General features: G+C 48.9%; 14 protein-coding genes. 3 read left to right on the top strand and 11 right to left on the bottom strand.

The window, feature by feature from the left end; genetic code table 11:
- Position 1: 1 nt before the first annotated feature.
- Positions 2-1,018 carry a response regulator gene (locus JJU14_RS02120; RefSeq protein ID WP_228610954.1) on the bottom strand — a complete coding sequence of 339 codons (1,017 nt, stop codon included), beginning with the start codon at positions 1,016-1,018 and terminating at the stop codon, positions 2-4.
- A 118-nt stretch (positions 1,019-1,136) separates the two neighbouring features.
- Between JJU14_RS02120 and tpx the strand changes: the two genes are divergently transcribed.
- Positions 1,137-1,748 (top strand): thiol peroxidase, encoded by a 612-nt coding sequence (tpx, locus tag JJU14_RS02115; RefSeq protein WP_228610953.1) that lies wholly within the window; start codon positions 1,137-1,139, stop codon positions 1,746-1,748.
- Positions 1,749-1,821: 73 nt separating this feature from the next.
- On the opposite strand, the gene adk is transcribed toward tpx, so the two are convergent.
- From adk to apt, 6 genes are all read right to left on the bottom strand, one after another.
- Positions 1,822-2,466 carry an adenylate kinase gene (gene adk, locus JJU14_RS02110; protein WP_228610952.1) on the bottom strand — a complete coding sequence of 215 codons (645 nt, stop codon included), beginning with the start codon at positions 2,464-2,466 and terminating at the stop codon, positions 1,822-1,824.
- A gap of 231 nt (positions 2,467-2,697) precedes the next feature.
- Positions 2,698-4,620: a molecular chaperone HtpG gene (gene htpG / locus JJU14_RS02105; RefSeq protein WP_228610951.1), complete on the bottom strand. Its 1,923-nt coding sequence runs from the start codon at positions 4,618-4,620 to the stop codon at positions 2,698-2,700.
- 142 nt (positions 4,621-4,762) lie between these two features.
- On the bottom strand, positions 4,763-5,365 hold the full coding sequence (recR, locus tag JJU14_RS02100; RefSeq protein ID WP_228610950.1) for a recombination mediator RecR: 603 nt from the start codon (positions 5,363-5,365) through the stop codon (positions 4,763-4,765).
- Between the two features lie 14 nt (positions 5,366-5,379).
- Positions 5,380-5,706, bottom strand: a complete 327-nt coding sequence (locus JJU14_RS02095) for a YbaB/EbfC family nucleoid-associated protein (protein WP_228610949.1) — start codon at positions 5,704-5,706, stop codon at positions 5,380-5,382.
- Positions 5,707-5,771: 65 nt separating this feature from the next.
- On the bottom strand, positions 5,772-7,841 hold the full coding sequence (gene dnaX, locus JJU14_RS02090; RefSeq protein WP_228610947.1) for a DNA polymerase III subunit gamma/tau: 2,070 nt from the start codon (positions 7,839-7,841) through the stop codon (positions 5,772-5,774).
- Between the two features lie 86 nt (positions 7,842-7,927).
- Entirely contained in the window at positions 7,928-8,476 is a 549-nt protein-coding gene (gene apt, locus JJU14_RS02085) for an adenine phosphoribosyltransferase (RefSeq protein WP_228610946.1), read from the bottom strand.
- A gap of 405 nt (positions 8,477-8,881) precedes the next feature.
- On the opposite strand from apt, the gene JJU14_RS02080 reads away from it, so the two are divergent.
- Positions 8,882-9,229 carry a hypothetical protein gene (locus JJU14_RS02080; RefSeq protein ID WP_228610944.1) on the top strand — a complete coding sequence of 116 codons (348 nt, stop codon included), beginning with the start codon at positions 8,882-8,884 and terminating at the stop codon, positions 9,227-9,229.
- Here the strand turns inward: JJU14_RS02080 and JJU14_RS02075 are convergent.
- Complete coding sequence (locus JJU14_RS02075) at positions 9,226-10,632, bottom strand: putative 2OG-Fe(II) oxygenase (RefSeq protein ID WP_228610942.1); 1,407 nt, start codon at positions 10,630-10,632, stop codon at positions 9,226-9,228. The genes JJU14_RS02080 and JJU14_RS02075 overlap by 4 nt on opposite strands.
- A 153-nt stretch (positions 10,633-10,785) precedes the next feature.
- Here JJU14_RS02075 and JJU14_RS02070 point away from each other — a divergent pair, with 153 nt between their 5' ends.
- Positions 10,786-11,487 (top strand): SapC family protein, encoded by a 702-nt coding sequence (locus tag JJU14_RS02070; RefSeq protein ID WP_228610941.1) that lies wholly within the window; start codon positions 10,786-10,788, stop codon positions 11,485-11,487.
- Between the two features lie 30 nt (positions 11,488-11,517).
- On the opposite strand, the gene JJU14_RS02065 is transcribed toward JJU14_RS02070, so the two are convergent.
- The 3 genes from JJU14_RS02065 to JJU14_RS02055 all read right to left on the bottom strand — a co-directional run bounded on the left by JJU14_RS02065 (position 11,518) and on the right by JJU14_RS02055 (position 18,769).
- On the bottom strand, positions 11,518-12,462 hold the full coding sequence (locus JJU14_RS02065) for a class I SAM-dependent methyltransferase (protein WP_228610939.1): 945 nt from the start codon (positions 12,460-12,462) through the stop codon (positions 11,518-11,520).
- A gap of 79 nt (positions 12,463-12,541) precedes the next feature.
- The gene (locus tag JJU14_RS02060) at positions 12,542-15,415 is read right to left on the bottom strand and encodes a TonB-dependent receptor (RefSeq protein ID WP_228610937.1); all 2,874 of its coding nucleotides are present in this window, start codon (positions 15,413-15,415) and stop codon (positions 12,542-12,544) included.
- 498 nt (positions 15,416-15,913) lie between these two features.
- Positions 15,914-18,769 carry a TonB-dependent receptor gene (locus JJU14_RS02055; protein WP_228610936.1) on the bottom strand — a complete coding sequence of 952 codons (2,856 nt, stop codon included), beginning with the start codon at positions 18,767-18,769 and terminating at the stop codon, positions 15,914-15,916.
- Between the last annotated feature and the right edge of the window lie 286 nt (positions 18,770-19,055).

Raw genomic sequence — 19,055 nt, 5'->3', positions numbered from 1 at the left:
ACTAATCTTCCAGTAAGAACGCGACTTTGTGTTTCAGTGTTTTCAGGCTGTCCTCGGTAAACAGCAACAACAGATCACACATGATATTGTAGTTTTCAATGCCGTAACTGATTTCAATCGCCAGGGTTTTGCGCCAGCGACCAGAGTTGGCTTTAATCAGCTCACTGACAGCGGCATGTTGTCCAAGCACCACCGGATGCCCCTGACTAAAGCCCATATCCAGCTGTTCAGATAACCCTTTTAACACGGAACCTATCAAGATATTAGCAATGTCCATCAGCAGTTCTAACTCGACCTGATGCGTCAATTTGCCGTGATAATTCATCAGGCGGGCAATGTCTTTAAAACTGGAGTCGGTCAGGATAAGCAGCGCCTCACCGGATACCCCGCCCCCAATAAAGCCCTGACACACAGCTGAGGTACTGCTTTCATCTTCGACCGACGCCAGTGCCATGTGCAGCTCACTAACTTCGATTAAATTCACATTGGGAATAGGCAGCTTAACAAAAACATTAAGCAAACGAGCCAGCAAGTCTCCGGCCTGCCCCATCGCCACATTGGTGATTTCCTGAAACACATCTCTTAGCTCGGCATCCACTTCTACCGTCTGCGGTAAAAGCTGAGCAGGTACCTTCGCTTCCGGTTTCGACTTGCGCTCTGAAGCCACGGTATCCAGTAAGGCAGCTATCTTGCTAGCATCAACCGGCTTTTTTACAAAATCAACAGCCCCCAATTGCATGACCCGCTCGTAAGCTTCTGGTTGCACATCACCGGAGACCACAATGACCCGAATAGTAGATTGTGTTTCTTTTAATGCTGACAGCACCTGATAGCCATCCAGGATAGGCATATTCAGATCCAAAAAAAGCAGATCAATCGCATTTGTCTTAATTAATTGCAGTGCTTCAGCGCCATGGGCCGCAAAATGGATCGCACTCTGCCAACTCTCTGGCAAACAGCGCGCCATTTGTTTTCTTGCCAGGTTGGAATCATCGCAAATTAGCACCGCAGGGATCATAGGCTGTTCATTTTTCTCTGTGTTTGTTTATAGTTTATACGCACACTCTGCAAATAGCCATCATGCAGACAGATGGTTCTGTGTTAGGCTAAACCTTTACCGTTAAGAGGTACCTTGAATGAAAATAACCTTATCTCAACTCTGTACCCTAATTGGTGGCGTCGCACTCAGTAGCGCTGCTTATAGCGTCGATTTAACGGCGCAGCTTCCAACCCGACTCAGTGATATTCGGGCCGGACAACAGCTGGTAGAACTGCAAGGTCATCCGATTGAGCTTGGTCAGCAAGCACCCGCATTTCGGGTAGTCGACCAACAATTTAAGGCCGTTTCTTTGCAGGATTTTGCCGGAAAACCAGTTTTGATCAGCGTAGTTCCCAGTGTAGACACAGGCACTTGTTCGCTGCAAACCAAGCGTTTTAATGAGGAGGTTTCCAGGCTCCCTGCGGACGTGGTGATGCTCACCATCAGCACAGACTTGCCTTTTGCCCAAAGACGCTTTTGTGAACAGGAAGCAGTCGACCAGTTGCAGGTATTATCCGATGCTGTCTGGCGTGATTTTGGCAGCAGTTATGGTTTATTGATTAAGGATATGGGTTTGCTAGCTCGAACGGTGCTGTTGATCGATCGTAACGGTGTGATCCGTTATATTCAGCAAGTCAAGTCATTAGCAAACGAGCCGGACTATCAAGATGCATTGGATGCCCTGGCAAAAATGCTGGCTGACAGCTAGGCCGTAAAAAAGCAATGCCATACAACAACAAAAGCGATGCATTAGCATCGCTTTTGTAATCAGACGCAATGGTTTAAGCCAGTAAGCGGGTTAACTGTGCAGCGATAGCATCCACCTTCTGAGTTCCATCAAGGTGGTGGTAATTGGTTTTACCGGCATCTGCCGCAGCACGATAGAAATTTACCAAAGGCTTGGTCTGTTCATGATAAATAGCCAGACGTTTACGAACTGTTTCTTCGGTATCATCAGCACGGATCACCAACTCTTCACCGGTTTGATCGTCCTTTCCTGCCACTTTAGGCGGATTGTATACCACATGGTAGACTCGACCAGATGCTGGATGCACCCGACGGCCAGCCATCCGCTCAACAATCACATCATCCGGCACATCAAACTCAATGACATGATCAATCGCAATGCCATGTGCATCCATGGCTTCTGCCTGAGGAATAGTCCGTGGGAATCCGTCTAGCAAAAAACCTTTCGCACAATCCGGTTCTGCAATGCGCTCTTTCACCAGGCCAATAATGATATCATCCGACACCAACTGCCCGGCATCCATCACTTGTTTGGCTGCCAAACCCAGTTCAGTCCCTGCTTTGATAGCTGCCCGCAGCATATCCCCCGTTGAAATTTGCGGGATGCCAAACTTGTTCATCAGAAACTGAGCCTGAGTCCCCTTTCCGGCACCTGGGGCACCCAACAAAATAATCCGCATACAACACCCTCATGTGTTCTAAATTTTTCAAATATGGACGGTCTGGATCTTTACACAATGATGGCATTGAAACAAGAATTTTGTCCGCATCTGACAGCTGGCGCTGGTTGCACCCGCCTTTGGTAGTAGTGATTGCAATGCCTAAAGCTAAGCTCTGTAAAAAAACACCAGCTGGTTTGCTGGTGTTTTCTCAGTGTGCTTAGACTTTAGTCGCGACTTGCGGGTGCTGTTTTACCTGGTGAGCGACAACAACAGCTTGTTCAGTCGGCCGACAAAAGTAGCCGGATTCTTCAAACTACCCCGCTCTGCCAGCAAAGCCTGTTCAAGCAGTACTTCCGCCCACTCTTTGAAACGACTTTCATCCTGCTCATCAGCGATGTGTTTTACCAGCTCATGCTCGGAGTTGATTTCAAAAATCGGTTTTACTTCCGGTACTTTCTGACCAACCGACTCCATCAGTTTCATCATTTGAGTGCTCATATCGAACTCGTCGGTCACAACGCAAGCCGGGCTGTCGGTTAAACGATGACTGACTTTAACTTCTTTCACCTGTTCACCCAAAGCAGTTTTAAAGCGCTCAACCGTGCTGGCAAAGGCTTCTTCCGATTGCTTTTGCGCTGCTTTATCGGCTTCATCATCCAATTTGGATAAATCCAGCCCACCTTTGGCGACTGAGCGGAACTTCTTCTGCTCAAACTCAGTGAGATGCTGCATCAGCCACTCATCGATGCGATCCGATAGCAACAGGACTTCAATGCCTTTCTTGCGGAACACTTCCAAATGCGGGCTGTGCTTGGCAGCTGCATAGTTATCAGCCACCAGGAAGTAGATTTCCTCCTGACCTTCTTTCATTCGCCCCAGGTAATCGCTGAGGGAAACATTCTGGCTGCCATCGTCGTTGTGGGTTGATGCAAAGCGCAACAAAGCAGCAATTTTCTCTTTGTTGACCATATCTTCCGCAGGACCTTCTTTCAGGACCTGACCAAACTCAGTCCAAAACAGCTGGTATTGCTCACTATCTTTGGCCAGTTTTTCCAGCATCTTCAGTGCCCGGCTGGTACAACCTTTGCGCAGCGCCTGGGTGGCTTTGGTATCTTGCAGGATTTCGCGCGAGACGTTCAGCGGTAAATCGCTGGAATCGAGCAAACCTTTGAAAAAGCGCAGATAGCTCGGCATAAACTCTTCAGCATCGTCCATGATAAAGACACGCTGCACATACAACTTCAAACCATGGCGAGCTTCGCGGTTCCATAAATCAAAGGGTGCTTTTTTCGGAATATACAGCAAGCTGGTATAATTATTACTGCCTTCAACCTTGTTGTGACTCCAGCTGAGTGGCTCAGTCCAGTCATGAGAAATATGCTTATAGAATTCCTGGTACTCTTCGTCGCTGATGTCCGATTTATCGCGAGTCCAGAGTGCTGTGGCTTTGTTAATCGCTTGCCACTGTCCAGGTACTGCCGGAATCGTCTCGTCGTCGGTTTCACCCTTTTGCTCTGGCTGTTCATCCTGCCACATTTCAACCGGGATGCTGATGTGATCGGAGTATTTGGTAATGACAGACTGCACCCGGTATTTTTCCAGGAACTCATCTTCACCTTCGCGCAGATGCAAAATAATATCGGTACCACGGCCCTCTTTCTTACATGACGCCAGGCTGTACTCGCCTTCACCAGCCGACTCCCACTCCACCGCTTGATCAGCAGCTGCACCGGCTTTTAAGGTACGCACCGTGACTTTGTCTGCCACGATAAAAGCCGAATAAAAGCCGACGCCAAATTGACCAATCAGCGTGGCATCTTTACTTTGATCGCCAGATAATTGCGAGAAAAACTCTTTGGTGCCAGACTTGGCAATGGTACCCAGGTTGTCTTTGACTTCCTGCTCGGTCATACCGATGCCGTTGTCGCTGATGGTCAGCGTTTTCGCATCTTTATCCATACTGATACGAACCCGCAACTCGCCATCATCGCCATACAAACCAGGCTCGGATAATGCAAGAAAACGCAACTTATCCGCAGCATCGGATGCGTTGGATACCAGCTCACGCAGAAAAATTTCTTTATTGGAATACAGCGAGTGGATCATCAGGTGAAGTAACTGCTTTACCTCGGCCTGAAAGCCATGCGTTTGCTTATTTGCGGTCTCAGCCATAGCAACAAAATCCTCTTTAATGATGTAGTGAATAGATACTGCTTGCCGCAGCCAGCGCCATGCCGGCAAGCTTTAAGCAATGCCGGACCAGCCGGCGTTAGGATGCTATTTATATGGGGAGGAAAGCTGAAAATTTCAAGCGTTAGAAACGTTTTCGACCACTAAAGGCATGAGACAAAGTCGAGCCATCCAGATATTCCAGCTCGCCACCAACAGGCACACCCTGCGCTAAACGGGAGACGCTGATCTGCTGCCGATGGCACAACTCAGCAATATAGTAAGCCGTTGCCTCCCCTTCCATGGTAGGGTTGGTCGCGAGGATCACTTCCTCGACATCTCCTTTCGCCAACTGCTGCTCCAAACGATCCAGCCCCAGCTCCACGGGGCCAATGCCATCCAGTGGCGACAGTTGGCCCATCAATACGAAGTAGCGGCCATCAAACTGACCGGTTTGCTCTATTGCCTGCAAGTCTGCCGAAGAGCCAACCACACAGAGCAAAGGCGACTGACTGCGCGATGGATCACTGCAGATAGCACAGAGTTCCTGCTCGGAAAACGTACGGCAACTCTGGCATTGGCCAATATGCTCCATCGCATTCAGCAAAGCCGTACCCAGTTTGCGGCCACCTTCCCTGTTACGCTCCAACAGTTGAAATGCCATGCGCTGGGCTGTTTTAGGCCCGACCCCAGGCAGCGCTTTTAACGCATCAATCAGTTGCTGCAGCAAAGGCGTATTGGCAGTCATAGAAGTTGCCTGGCTTAAAACGGCATCTTAAATCCAGGAGGCAATTGCATGCCACCTGCAACCTGCGCCATCATTTCACGGTTGGTTTCTTCAACCCGACGCACCGCATCATTGATAGCTGCCGCCACCAAATCTTCCAACATTTCTTTGTCGTCTGCCATCAAACTGTCATCCAGATGCACACGCTTGACCTGATGTGAGCCTGTCATGGTGACTTTGACCATGCCAGCACCGGATTCGCCAGTGACTTCCATATTGGCAATTTCCTGCTGCACTTTCTGCATTTTTTCCTGCATGGCTTGCGCCTGCTTCATCATGTTACCCATACCACCTTTAAACATGGCTTATCTCCTTAATCGTGGCTGTTCGCCCATTGGCAATGGGCGCCAGCATACACAAAATGAATTTAATTAACCACCAGACTGTCGTCGATAAACTCAGCCATTAGATTCTGTCGTATCGTTAAAAGAACAGGATCTTCGGCCATAACGTGTTGCACATAGTTGCGTCGCGCCTGGTCCAGTTGTAGCTGGATATCGCGTGGGCAGCCTGTCACTTCGGCCTGATAGACGATTTGCACTTCGATCGCAGCAGGGAATGCAGCCAACACCAATTGCTCAATACGATGGCGAAACTCATCCGTTTCCAGGTGCTGCTCTGAACTAGCGACGGTTAGCTGAACACAACTGCCCGCTACACTTGGGACTGAGTGCAGCAGAAACAATCGATACAAGCCAGTTGCATTCACCTGTTCGATAAGCGCAGCCCAATCATCAATCTCGTGTGCCGCTCGATAATGAAAACCGGCAGCATCCAGCGGCTGACCTAGCAATTGCTGCGCCCTTGGGCGCTCAGACTTTTTTGCTGTGCTGTCCTTTGTCACCAGCTCGGATGCAGGCGGTATCGAAGCAGCCATGTGCTGGTTGTTCAAAACAGGTGCAGACATGGAGAGCTTATCTGCCATATCTGGCTCAGAACTTGATGCAGGCAAAGCTGTACTCTTGGCTTTACTTTGAACCTCAGCGGCAGCTGCACTGTTGCCTGCGGCCACGGCTTGCACCCCACGCCTGGCAATAATGCTGGCGGTAATTGGATCCATCTGCGGAGACTCAGGCTGAGCCTGCAACTCTGGGAATACTGGCTGCTCTGACGCCCTGGTCAGCTCAGGTTCTTGTTCGAGCATGGATTCTACTGCTGGCGTTGATTCCAAAGTCTGCTGAAATTCGATATCAGGCTGAGTTGCAGCTGAGGCGGGAGACGCCGTATGTGCAAGCGAACTTCTCGCTGCTGCCTCGGATGCTGGTTGCGCCAATAGCGTCTGCTTTGACGCTTGTACTCTTGGCCGTTGTTGCCCACTTGTGCCCGATGGTGCTGAGGAAGACGCATCAGCAGACTGAGGTACAAACAACAAAGCCCTCAATAATGCCATTTCAAGGCCACTGCGAATATCCGGCGCATAAGGCAGCTCTCGTTTCCCGCTGATCAACAGCTGGTAGTATAGCTGCAATGATTCGGCCTCTTGACTGGCAGCCAGCTCAGCAACAAAAACAGCCTGCTCGCCTGCAAGCTCTGCAGCATCAGGCTGAAACTGACAAATGGCAGCAAAATGCAGTAACGCCAGCATATCATCGATCAATTGACTGGGCTGACTGGTTTGCAACATCAAGGCATCCAACTGCTGTCGCATTCCCACCACATCCTGTTGTATTACAGCTTGCAGTAAGTTTTGCCCCCAGTGCTGTGGCAATAACCCAAGCATATCGCGAACCGCTGTAGCAGTAATGTGGCCATTGGTTTGGGCGATGGCTTGGTCAGTTAAACTGAGCGCATCACGCACACTACCCCGTGCTGCTTTGGCTAACAGGGCCAACGCCTCTTGCTCGGCGGCTACCTGTTCTTGCTGCAGTACCATGGTCAATTGCTGTTGCAACTCAGCTTCTGTTAAAGCCTTTAGACTAAATTGCAGGCAGCGTGATAAGACAGTGACCGGAAGCTTTTGCGGATCGGTCGTCGCCAGCAAAAACTTCACATGCGGTGGTGGTTCTTCCAGCGTTTTGAGCAGAGCATTAAAGCTATGCCGGGACAGCATGTGCACTTCGTCAATCAAATACACTTTGAAACGACCACGCGTTGGCGCGTATTGGACGTTATCCAGCAGATCGCGAGTATCTTCTACTTTAGTTCGGGAAGCCGCATCGATTTCCAACAAATCGACAAAGCGACCGGCTTCGATTTCAAGGCAACTGCTGCACTGGCCGCAAGGCGTTGCTGTCACCCCCAGCTCGCAGTTCAGGCTTTTGGCAAAAATACGCGCTATGGTAGTTTTACCAACTCCACGTGTGCCGGTAAACAAATAGGCATGGTGCAAACGATCGGAGCTAAGCGCATTGCTTAAGGCTGACTTGACATGCTGCTGCCCCAACAGTTGACTAAACTGCTGAGGCCGCCATTTTCGTGCCAGCACCTGGTAGCTCATGCTTACTCCTTGTTCATGATCATCTTTGGCTTGCGGAATCTAAGCTGCCTGCGAAAAGGCACGGGCAGCGTTGCAACCCCAAAGGATTAATGACCATCATAATCGACTAAAGACAGCACTTCGAGGCCTAACTTTTCCAGCCGCTGTATCCCGCCAAGCTCAGGCAACGCAATCACAAAAGCCGCATGTGTCACCTCGCCACCCAGACGACGAATAAGCTGTGTCGTTGCTTCAATGGTACCGCCGGTTGCCAGTAAATCATCAACCATCAGGACTTTGTCGCCCTGATGAATGGCATCCATATGAAGTTCCAGGATATCCTCGCCATATTCCAGCTGATAACTTTGCGATATGCGCTCGCGTGGTAACTTGCCTTTTTTACGTACCGGCACAAAAGCCACCCCCAGCGCATAGGCCAAAGGGGCACCAAAAATGAAACCGCGTGACTCTGTACCAACCACCTTATTGATGCCATGGTTTGCAAAATGCTGCTTCAGTGCATCGATAACTTTGGCAAAGGCGGGGCCATCCTGCATCAGGCTGGTAACATCACGAAATAGAATGCCTGGCTTGGGGTAATCAGGGACTGTCTTAATGACTTGTTTTAGTTGCTCACTAAGGACGGGATTGGTCATGAGTAAATGGTATCCTGTATCAGTTTTGCTTTATAAAAAACCGGCGTTAACCCACAATCTGAAGCCAGCGCACAATAGGCCCCTGCAACAACAAGACCACAAATACCGCCAGAAAAGCCAAAAACTGTGTCAAATTAAAACTCTCTTTAAAATTCTCGTCAGCCACTGGAATACCTCATCGAATGCGTTGGGACAGAACCCATTATTCTAGCGGAAGAGCGGCGCTTGCACTATCCCTTTTACAGCAAAGTAGAGGCTAATCGTCTGCTCACAGGCACAGAGCAGGCTTTTGTGTCCTCTAAGAAGCCTCTTCTAACCGAAACGTGCATGCGGTTTGATGTACATCACATCATGCCGCTATGGTCTAAGCCATACTGCATCATATGACCATAGCTAGGGTGTTGTATGTCCATCCGCCTGAATCAATTACGCACTCGATTGCTGGAAGAACAGCAACAGTTGCAGCAGCACATTGCAAATGTCCTGGCTGGCCAGCCTAGCCTGGACTATCAACAATTGCACCTGAAGTTACAGCAATTGCCATTACCTCGCTGGCCAGAGCTGCTGCTGCATTGGCACACACCAGAGTTGCGCGGCCCAAGCAAGCGACTGGAAGCCGTGCAAGCAGCATTAAGTCAGATGGAGATTGGGCTTTACGGAATTTGCTGTGACTGTGAGAACAGAATAGAAGCAGAGCGGCTGGAGAGAGATCCAGCCGAACAACGATGTGCAGACTGTAGTTTAAGCGGTTAACAGCATGAAGACTTTGGTACCAGATCAAAAGCAATCGTCATGCGGGAATCACTGCTACTAAAAGGCACAGTGCCATGCCAAAAGTACGAAGGAAATAGCACCAACTGGCCCACCTCAGGCTTCACATAACGTTCGACAGCTAACTTGGGTTGAGTAGCCAACCCAGGCTCACCAAACTTTAACCAGCCATCGACATTGCCCTGTTTCACAGTATTGGGCAACTCCAGATAACAGGCGGATGATATCCAGCCTTTAGAGTGCACATGGTTGCTATGAAAACCCTGCGACTTCAACAAGACTGACCAAATGCCATTAAATTGCCAATCTTGCTGGTTGCGTCTGGATAATGGATGCTGCTTATCAGTACCAATATGCTGCAAATACTGTTCAATAGCCGGTGCTATCGCTTGTGGGAAGGCCTGGATAGCCGGATCTTTAAAGCGCAGTAAGCTTGGTTGTTGACTGCCGTGTCGAACAGACTGGCCAAAAGGATGCGCTTTAAAATGGTGATGCTGACGAACCGCCTGCTTGAGTTCTGTCAGATAGTCCGGCAATGATGACCACCCCTGAGGGGTCTGCAATGAATAAGCCTGAACCATAGATTTGTAATTGCATAAGTCCTGATAGCGCTCATCTCCGCATAATCTGAGCGCTGTTGCCTGGACGGCCAATGCCAGTTGGTCATCTGGCTGCTGCTGTAAATAGCTATCAATGACCGGCAAGGCCTGGGCAGCCTGCTCATTGGCCATCAGCGCGTAACAATAAGCCATTAAAGCAGGCGCATACTCCGGAGCGAAAGCAAAAGCACGCTCTGCGTGCAGTAAAGCCTGCTCATAGTCTCCATTATCCAAGGCAAGATGCGCGGCCGTACTAAGTAATACTTCATCTTCCATGAACAGTAGAGTATCCGCCAGTACCTTATAACCAACAGCAACATCGCCCGCCCCTTCAAATACACGTGCCAAAGTAAGCCGAAGCACCGGGTTATCCGGATGTTGTTTAATGGTTGAAATTAAAGTGGCTACAGCTTCCTGAATATTGGCCGATTGCATCCACACCAGCTGAGCTAGCTCGAGCTGAGCCTCTGCTTGCGTCGGGTCTATGGCCAGCACCTTACGATAAGCTTGTTCAGCAGCCCCAAAATGCTGCAACCCTTGCTCAGCTCTTGCAAGCACCAACCATGTGGCGGCATAGGTAGAGCCAAGTTGCAGCGCCATGCGAGCATGATAGCGGGCATCATGCAACAAATCGGCGTCACCATAAGCTGCGGCTAAATTATGTTCAGTGACCGGATTCTGTGGTGATATCAAACATGCTTGTTTGTACAAAGCAATGGCTTCTTCATACCGGTTTTGTTGCTTAAGCTGTTTGGCCTGTTGTGTTAACGCTGATAACTCGCTCATGATGCAGATGGTCTTAATGTGGAATGGCGTTATATGTACCACAACTGTGCTGAGGGTCCAAGTAAAACGCCCTAACCAGCACCACAGTTGACAGCTTAACGGATGGCAAGTAAGTTACCGACACAAGAATAGCTAACAAGGAATCAAGCCCACATGTTTAACAATCCAGTACCGGTGAGCCCGGAGCAACACAGCGCTATTAAAATTCGTCAACAGGGGACCATTGAACACCTGGTAGACCGGCAATTTACCCCGGTTTTTTTCGGCGAGTTCAACAAGGTTTCAGCCCACTACCCGATCTTTTTTGTCTACGAAGAGCAAAGTAAACAATACCGCCCCATTGCTGTTTTTGGCTTGCTGGAAAAGCAAAACCTGTTCTTACATCAGGGCCGATGGGATGCAGCCTATGTGCCGGCATCATTGCGCAGTTATCCATTTAGCATTGCCAGGGCTGAAAATACGGATGATCAATGGATGGTATGCCTGCACCCAGACTCTGAGTTGGTTAGTACCACTGAAGGGCAGGCCATCTTTGATGAGAATAAACAACCGACCGAGTTTTACCAAAGCCTGACCAGATTTCTGCAAGACTTATTGGCACACGAAGTGGCCAGTGTGGAAACAACCACCCTGCTGCAACAACTGGACCTATTTAAAGAAGAAGCGCTAAAATTTACCGACAGCAGCGGAAAACAAGGCGCTCTGAATGGCTTCCATGTGATTGATCAGGAGAAACTGGCGGCATTAAGTGACAGCGACTTTTTGAAGTTGCGCAAACTGAATGCACTCGATGCCATCTATCATCATTTAAGCTCTTTAGACCGGGTCAGTGACTTGGTGCGGCGTCTCGGTTAAACAAAATAGTTTGAGCTGATTCAAAGCCCGCTAAGCGGGCTTTTTTCTGGCTGTTACAAACCAACCCAGAGTCTTACCAGCTAATTCAAATGGCTCAATTCGGTGCTTCAGCTGCCTGGGTTGCCACTGCGCCCTGCACAGTGCATCCAACTGCTGGTAATTCATAGCAACCTGCTGCATCGCATCGCCGCGTCTCTGGCTGTCCAGTAACTCGGCTTGCATCCGTTGCAGCCAATCCAGTAACTCCTGCAGCTGATACAGGTGCACCTTAGCAGCTATCTCCGCGCAATCCTGATAAAACTGCCGGATTTGCAGACTAACCAGTCCGGTTTGCTGCAACAACTGCTGTGCTTGCTGTAAGGCATGCATTAACGTCGTTCGGGCTGTTATGATGTCGCTTTGACTTACAGCCGCGTCCGGTTGTGCCAAACGGTACCAGTGGCCGACTTTGGTAAAAAACTGATCATCATGCATGGAACGAATCATGCGGTTATTTCGGGCACATTGTTGAAAGATTTCACTGTCAGTGTGGTGGACCAGCAACAAAATAACACCATCGGCCGCCACCAAACGCCCTGCCTCGTTAAAACCTGCGGCACCACCGTACTCAATACCAAACTGGCTGACCACCAATTGCTGGCTATGATCGGTTAGCGGTACAGCCGTCAAATCGCATTGCAAAGGTTTTATACGCTCGAAACGCACTTGCAGCTGCTGCAATGCCTGAGCTGAGCTATCCAACGCATGCAGCACAGGTGCAGGCCGATACTGTCCAAAAAACAACATTAGTTGCGTGGTCAGATCACCAGCACCTGCCGCCAGCTCAACGGCCGATGTCATGGTTTTTGGCGTATTTTGTAGCAGTTGTGCTTGCCAGAACTGGCCAAGCTGCCTTTGCTCGTCATCACTCAAAGGCAATGCCGATGCACTGCCCTTGGCCCAGTATCTGTCCCAACTTGATTTGGTGTCCGTCATATCACTGTCTGTTCAACCTTTTTGCAAAGCAGAAGAAAAAAGCCCTCACAAGGAGGGCTTAACATCGCTATTGCGATTATCAGAAACGCTGTTGAATTCCGAAGAATACATAGCGACCAGTTGAATCCCAGAAACCTGGGTCCGTGTTCGCAGACAGAGCCGCTGAGTAGTATGGCGGGTCATTATCCAACACGTTGTTGACACCAACACTCAGACGGGTACCTTCACCAACCATCCACTGAACAGTCAGATCCAGGTAGTTTTCAGCAGAGTGGTTTTCCTGGTTAGCAACGCGGCTTGGGTGGTTATCCACTTTGCCAATATGACGCCAGTTGGCAGAAATGGTCACATCCCATGGTGTCATCCAGGTTGCACGGAAGTTGTGCTGCCACTTAGGTACTGGATCACAAACACCACCCCACTTACCAGCACACTCGTTCAGCGTTCCACCAGCAACCGGCTGGTTATCGTACTTCTGGAAGTAAGTACCGGTTAAGGAGAAGCGCATACGGCCCATGTCGTTCAGGTTCATGGTGTACATGGAGTTCACATCGATACCGGTCCGTTGTAGGAAACCGATGTTGACGTTGGTGGTAATAACACGGCCACCATCCAACCACAGTGACTGGTTACCAGGCGCACGTTGCACCAGGCTACAGAACAGATCATCACCGGTATCCAGACAGTTGTTTACTGCAGTAATCGCCGGGATAGTACCAATGGCTTTTTCTACTTTAATATCGAAGTAATCGACTGAGAAGTCAAACCCATCGATAAAGCTTGGACGGAAGACAAAACCAACCGATTTGGTTTTGGACTCTTCCGGATCCAGATCCGGGTTACCACCGCGTAAATCATTGTACTGGTTAGCAGGGCTGTTCGGGATTGAACCATAGCGATCGGCAGTTACGCCAGTACGCTGACAGTCAGCCAGTGAACGTTGTGGGGTTTCACCACCACATGGATCAGCGTTCCATTGGAACAGGCCGGCACCTTGTGGCGCGAACAACTCACGGATGTTAGCAGCACGGGCAGCAACCTGGTAGCTGGCACGCAGTTTGAAGTCTTGAGTAATATCCCAACCCAAGGCGTATTTTTGGGTGGTGGTGGTTTTACCGGTATCGTATTCTGAATAACGGAAACCTAAATCCAATACCAGACTTTCCGCAAACGGAGCATCTTCGACCAGATAGATTTTTGCTTCAGAGAAGATTTCATCGACGCTGACCGAACCAGAAACCGGTAGCGTTGGGCCGCCTTGGCCAGCACCCTCGAAGTCGATGTAACCACGATCCGGAGCAAAGGTCAGGCTATCGCGACGGGTTGACACACCCAACAATAATTCTACGCCATACTCAGCAAAGGGTGATTTGATGCCGTAATCGGTTAAGTCACCCAATACATAACCAGTGAACTCAGTCAAACCTGTGGTACCACGTGAGAACAATGGCAAGGTCAGGTAATCGATTTGAGCCTGGTCAATAGCACCTTCGGTGAACAGGTTGTATGGCACACAGGTAGGATCAGAGCCATCCGCCACTGAACGACAAATGGCATTGCCATCAGCATCGCTGACAACGTCTAAGGCACGAGCAATACGTGACTTACTGAAGTCATTGAAGTAGGTTTGCGAGTAGTTGACCTGGGCAAAGTTGACATAGGCGTCATAGGTCCATTGGTCGTTGATTTCACCACGAATACCCAGTACGGCACGGTGTGAGTTGTGCTCGCGATCATCAATACGCGGACCACCCTCAATGTTGCGTTTAGCGACAAAACCCGATACGGAATCATCACGCGTCAAGCCGCGGTTGGCACAAAGCGCATTGTACTGCTGATCCGACATCAGTGGGTTAGCACACGACAAGCTCACCGGTACAAAGAAAGCACCTGACTCAGCAATTTGCGAGCGGCTGCTGTTGTGGGTATAACCCACTTCGGCATACAACTCAACATTGTTGTTAAAGGCGTACTTACCAAAAGCACCTAAGGCAACGCGCTCATCAGGACGCTGGAAGTAGTTAACCGGGCCATAGTTGTACAAACGACCATCGTATTGAGCAAACTCACTGCCCTGTGTAATAAAATCGAAGGTAGAGAAGTCAGAGAAACGCGGGTCTGGTGCTGCGCCTGAGCCACCACAACCAAAGCCATTGACAGAACCACCGGTCAGCGCACAGGCACTGAAATCACGATCCGACTGAAATACCGGCTTGATGCGACGGTAAGTACCGAACATGGTAACGTTGCCTTTACCATCCTCGGAATTAAAGCCCATGATCAGATTGTACATGTTGGAGTGACCATCACGTACATTGCCATCCGGCAGTTCAAAGCCAGCATTGCGAACAGCCTGGGCCGCTGAGCTGCTGTTGCTGTTGTTGTGCTGGTAGAAACTGTGCTGGTAGTCGAACTGAATACCTTCAAAGTCATCCTTCAACATGAAGTTAACAACACCAGAAATTGCATCAGAACCATAGGTTGCAGAAGCACCACCAGTTAACAGCTCAACGTTTTTAATCAATTGCGCTGGAATTTGGTTCAAATCTGGTGAACCAGCTGTTGGTGAACCATTTACCATCCGACGACCATTGATCAACGTTAAAGTACGCTGAGAACCTAAACCACGTAAAGAAATGGTAGCGGTACCATTGGCACCATTGTTGGTGGTAGCGGCTTGGCCAGCAAACACTTGTGGTAAGTCGCTTACCAGATCTTCAGTACGAATGGTTCCGGCAAACTCAAACTCTTCTGCGGTAACCTGGGTGATAGGGCTGGAGGTAACAACGTTGGCAGATTGTGGAATACGGGAGCCCGTAACCTGGATCCGTTCAACACGCTCAGCTTCTTGCTCGTCAGCGGCGGCAACCTGTGCTGTCAGAGCTGTTGCAGAAGCAGCCCCAAAAGCAATCGCCAAGCGCACAGCTTTGCTTAATTTATTATTCGTATACATGTATTTCTCCCTGGACCACTATGGATTAGTGATTCTATTTTTCACCTAAGCCAGAACTTTGCGGCATCTGGCATTCCGCTTAAACCGGGGAAACCCCGATCCGTCACTCTTTGATGATAAACGTAATTTTTCGCCAGGGTCAACTAGTTTGATGAATGTTTTTCGGAGTTCTGCGGTGTTGCTTTTAAAGGTTTTCTGATGTAGTACGCACTAAGATATCGCTGGCAACAACTTGAAAGGGCGTAAAACGAGCGGATTCTCTTTAAAAGTTCCGAATGATCTAAACTTAGCGAGCAATTGCCACACTCTTTTCGTACATATTTCGTGACAGTATTGCCGGACTTACAGACAAATAATTGCATTGCCTCAGGTTTTTGGCGGACACCACAAGCTTAGTGCAGATAGCCCCCATGTTTAAAACTCAATAATAAGAAAACACCAGCCGAAGCTGGTGTTTTTATTCTGATGAAAATGGTTACTTCACCTAAGCAGCTTTACTTAGAAAGTGTAGTTCACACCTAAAGTGAAGCGCTGTCCCATCATATCGTAGTAGTTACCATTGTTGTACATACCCGGAAGACGTGGCGGCGTCCGATCGAACATGTTCAAAATACCAGCACGAACTTGCAGATTATCATTCACGTTGTAACGTGAGGTCAGATCCCAGGTGATGTACGAAGGTACATCGTTGTAGTTGTTCTGGTTTGGTGTCCACTCATTATTCAAAACAGAGCTATGACGGTGAGTCATGGTCAGAACCGCTGAGAAGTCCTGATAGTTGTAGCTAGTGATTAAACGGTTACGCCAGCGTGGACGAGCTTGTTCACCAGTGTTGACAACTTCATCTTCAGCAAAGCCTGTCTGGTTAAAGGTACGCTCTTCCAGATAGGTACCGATCCAACGTACACCAAAGTCACCAAAGTCGGTGCTGAAACGGTAGTTCGCTTCAATATCCACACCTGCAGTAGTACTTAATGCTGAGTTAATTGGCTTCTGGAAGAAGTTTACAATTTCAAAGGTATTCGGATCACGCTCGATAAGCGGACAGAATACGTTATCAATTGAATTCGACTGATAGCAGTAACGAACCAGGTTGTTCGCGGTGAAAGATTGAATCATGTTGGACATGTCAAACTTCCAGTAATCCACTGTCAGGCTGAAATCATCCAGGAAGCTTGGGTTGTAGACAAAACCAATGGTGATATCTTTGGCAATTTCATTGGTCAAATCGGTATTACCGATGATAAAGCCTGGACGAGTAGAACCGAACCACTCTTGCGATGGCTCAAAGTTAGCCGGAATGCCCTGAGCAGCACAGTTGTTCAGGATATTCTCACGGTAATTAGGGTTCAATGCATCACGTTGGCTGGTGGCACACAAATCAGTGATGCCAGCAAACGTTTGTCCTGGTGGGTTGAACAACTCACCAATGTTCGGTGCACGTACAGACTTAGAGCGGTTAATACGCACACGCAGTTCGTCATTGATTTCCCAGTTCAGGCCAATTTTCCAAGCCGTATCTGAACCAGAGGTCGAATAACGCATCGCACGACCGGCTGTTTCAAAGGTCAAGTTCTCAACGAAAGCCATGCCTTCAATCAATGGAATTGAAAACTCCGCAGAGATTTCTTTTACATCAAAATCACCGGATAATGGCTGAGATTGGTTGTTAAACAGCAAACCTGCACGCATTGCCGGATCTGGCAGCGTCTTAGCTTTTTCTTTACGGTATTCAACGGCAAAAGCAGCGGCTAACCAGCCAGCAGGCAGTTCCATGATATCGCCGCTTACTGCAGCGCCAACCACGTGCTGTTGAATGGACGAACGACGAATCGCATCGGTGCTAACCCAATCGTAAGCATCATCGCTATAAAGACCACGACCGAAGATATTTAATGGCAAACAACCTTGTGCACGCGCGATTTCATCACGACATACCACCTGACCATTCAGTTCAATGGCATCAATCGCGTCGTAGAAGCGATCTTCATACATTTCACCGTACCATTCGGTATCGGCTTGCACATGGCCAGAGGTCATGTAGAAATCGTACATCCAGTTGTCGTTAATGGCACCATCAAAGCCCAAAGAAATCCGCGCCAGGGTACGGTCTTGTGAGTACTGACGGTTACCGAAATCAGAAGCTAAATAACCCATGGAAACAGCACCACGTGGATCGAAGCCGAGGTTTTGCTGGCTGATCAGATCACGGGCAGCTTGTGGTAGTAAAGCATTGTCGCCATAAGCAATAAAGTTCAGGAACGCTGGCGAGCTCTCACCATAAGCGTCAGTTTTGGATAGATTCAGTTCCATCTGCATACGATGGTCATCATTAAACTCATAACTCATGTTGGTTACAAAGTTAATACGATCCAACGGCGTACGCATAAAGCTGTTTTCAGCAAAGTTGTAACCTTCACCACCCAGGTAATCGATCCGACCTGACGTCAGTGGTGGCAATGGCTCACCCAACTGCTGTGGACGCAGAGAACCATCGTCACTGAAGGTGTAACGCGTTCCACCGGCGGAGAAAGTACCCGTTTTAGTGTAAGAGGCCAGAACTTGCTGACCGTAACCCCAGACAACAGCTGCAGGGCTGTTCGGATCGCCAGATACCTGGTTAGGATTACGGATTACAATCGGTGCTTCACGTAAAAAGTCGCGATCCATAAAACTGATTTGCTTTTGACGCGCCCAGCTCAAGTTAGAAATAAAGCTGGCACGGCCTAAATCAGCACCAAACGTCAGAGAAGCGTACTCTTCCTCACCGCCACTTTGACGAGGCTGAGTGGTTGAAATATCGATGGTAACACCATCATAAGATGTTTTGGTTATGATGTTCACAACACCGGCGACAGCGTCAGAACCATAAACCGCCGAAGAACCACCAGTGGTGATTTCGATACGGTCAATCATCGCTGTAGGAATGTTGTTCAAGTCAACCGCTGAGCTGCCTGGAGCACCAGAAATGAAGCGACGGCCATTAACCAATACCAGGGTACGGTTGGAACCCAGACCGCGTAAGTCGGTGTTGTTCAAACCACTGGCAAAAATGGTATTGTTGGTGGTTTCTGGTGATAAACCAATTAAGGTGTTTGGCATACGGTGCAGTAAATCTGCAACGTTGGTTACACCGGCATCAACGAGGCCTTCTCCGGTAATAACGGTGACAGGTGTCGGAGCAATTTCACCGATACGACGAATACGCGATCCTGTTACTTCGATACGTTCGATAGTTGTAGCTTCCTGCTCATTAACATCAGCAACAACGAATCCTGGTACAGCGGCCGCGGTTAGCGCGCCAACTGTCATTGCCAAGCGCACTGCTTTGGACAATTTGTTGTTTTTATACATTAGAAAGTCTCCCTGGTTGTCGTACATAGCGACAATCAAATTTTTGTGAGGTGATTTTAGTGCTTTTCATTAAGCCTTTTTGAAATACCCTGTAACAAAAAGGGCATTTCATACCTGATGCTATACATTTCACCCCTACCAGGTCAACCTTCTTGCTAAAATTTGCGATGAATGCAAATTTAAAGAGATGATTGACCCATTGTTCGATCTGCCGTGCTATTAGGCAGAGTAATTGCTATCTGCAGAGTTAGTTTCTAGAATAGAACGCTTGGTCGATCAAAAAAAA

Origin of the sequence: Alkalimonas sp., from assembly GCF_020831925.1 — a bacterium.
Taxonomy (GTDB): domain Bacteria; phylum Pseudomonadota; class Gammaproteobacteria; order Enterobacterales; family Alteromonadaceae; genus Alkalimonas.
Note: the sequence above shows the minus strand (reverse complement) of the source record. Positions and strands in the feature narration are given on the sequence as shown.

Excerpts from the sequence above, each read along its gene's own strand:
- JJU14_RS02120 (WP_228610954.1), bottom strand. The coding sequence starts at position 1,018 with ATGATCCCTGCGGTGCTAATTTGCGATGATTCCAACCTGGCAAGAAAA.
- tpx (WP_228610953.1), top strand. The coding sequence starts at position 1,137 with ATGAAAATAACCTTATCTCAACTCTGTACCCTAATTGGTGGCGTCGCA.
- adk (WP_228610952.1), bottom strand. The coding sequence starts at position 2,466 with ATGCGGATTATTTTGTTGGGTGCCCCAGGTGCCGGAAAGGGGACTCAG.
- htpG (WP_228610951.1), bottom strand. The coding sequence starts at position 4,620 with ATGGCTGAGACCGCAAATAAGCAAACGCATGGCTTTCAGGCCGAGGTA.
- recR (WP_228610950.1), bottom strand. The coding sequence starts at position 5,365 with ATGACTGCCAATACGCCTTTGCTGCAGCAACTGATTGATGCGTTAAAA.
- JJU14_RS02095 (WP_228610949.1), bottom strand. The coding sequence starts at position 5,706 with ATGTTTAAAGGTGGTATGGGTAACATGATGAAGCAGGCGCAAGCCATG.
- dnaX (WP_228610947.1), bottom strand. The coding sequence starts at position 7,841 with ATGAGCTACCAGGTGCTGGCACGAAAATGGCGGCCTCAGCAGTTTAGT.
- apt (WP_228610946.1), bottom strand. The coding sequence starts at position 8,476 with ATGACCAATCCCGTCCTTAGTGAGCAACTAAAACAAGTCATTAAGACA.
- JJU14_RS02080 (WP_228610944.1), top strand. The coding sequence starts at position 8,882 with ATGTCCATCCGCCTGAATCAATTACGCACTCGATTGCTGGAAGAACAG.
- JJU14_RS02075 (WP_228610942.1), bottom strand. The coding sequence starts at position 10,632 with ATGAGCGAGTTATCAGCGTTAACACAACAGGCCAAACAGCTTAAGCAA.
- JJU14_RS02070 (WP_228610941.1), top strand. The coding sequence starts at position 10,786 with ATGTTTAACAATCCAGTACCGGTGAGCCCGGAGCAACACAGCGCTATT.
- JJU14_RS02065 (WP_228610939.1), bottom strand. The coding sequence starts at position 12,462 with ATGACGGACACCAAATCAAGTTGGGACAGATACTGGGCCAAGGGCAGT.
- JJU14_RS02060 (WP_228610937.1), bottom strand. The coding sequence starts at position 15,415 with ATGTATACGAATAATAAATTAAGCAAAGCTGTGCGCTTGGCGATTGCT.
- JJU14_RS02055 (WP_228610936.1), bottom strand. The coding sequence starts at position 18,769 with ATGTATAAAAACAACAAATTGTCCAAAGCAGTGCGCTTGGCAATGACA.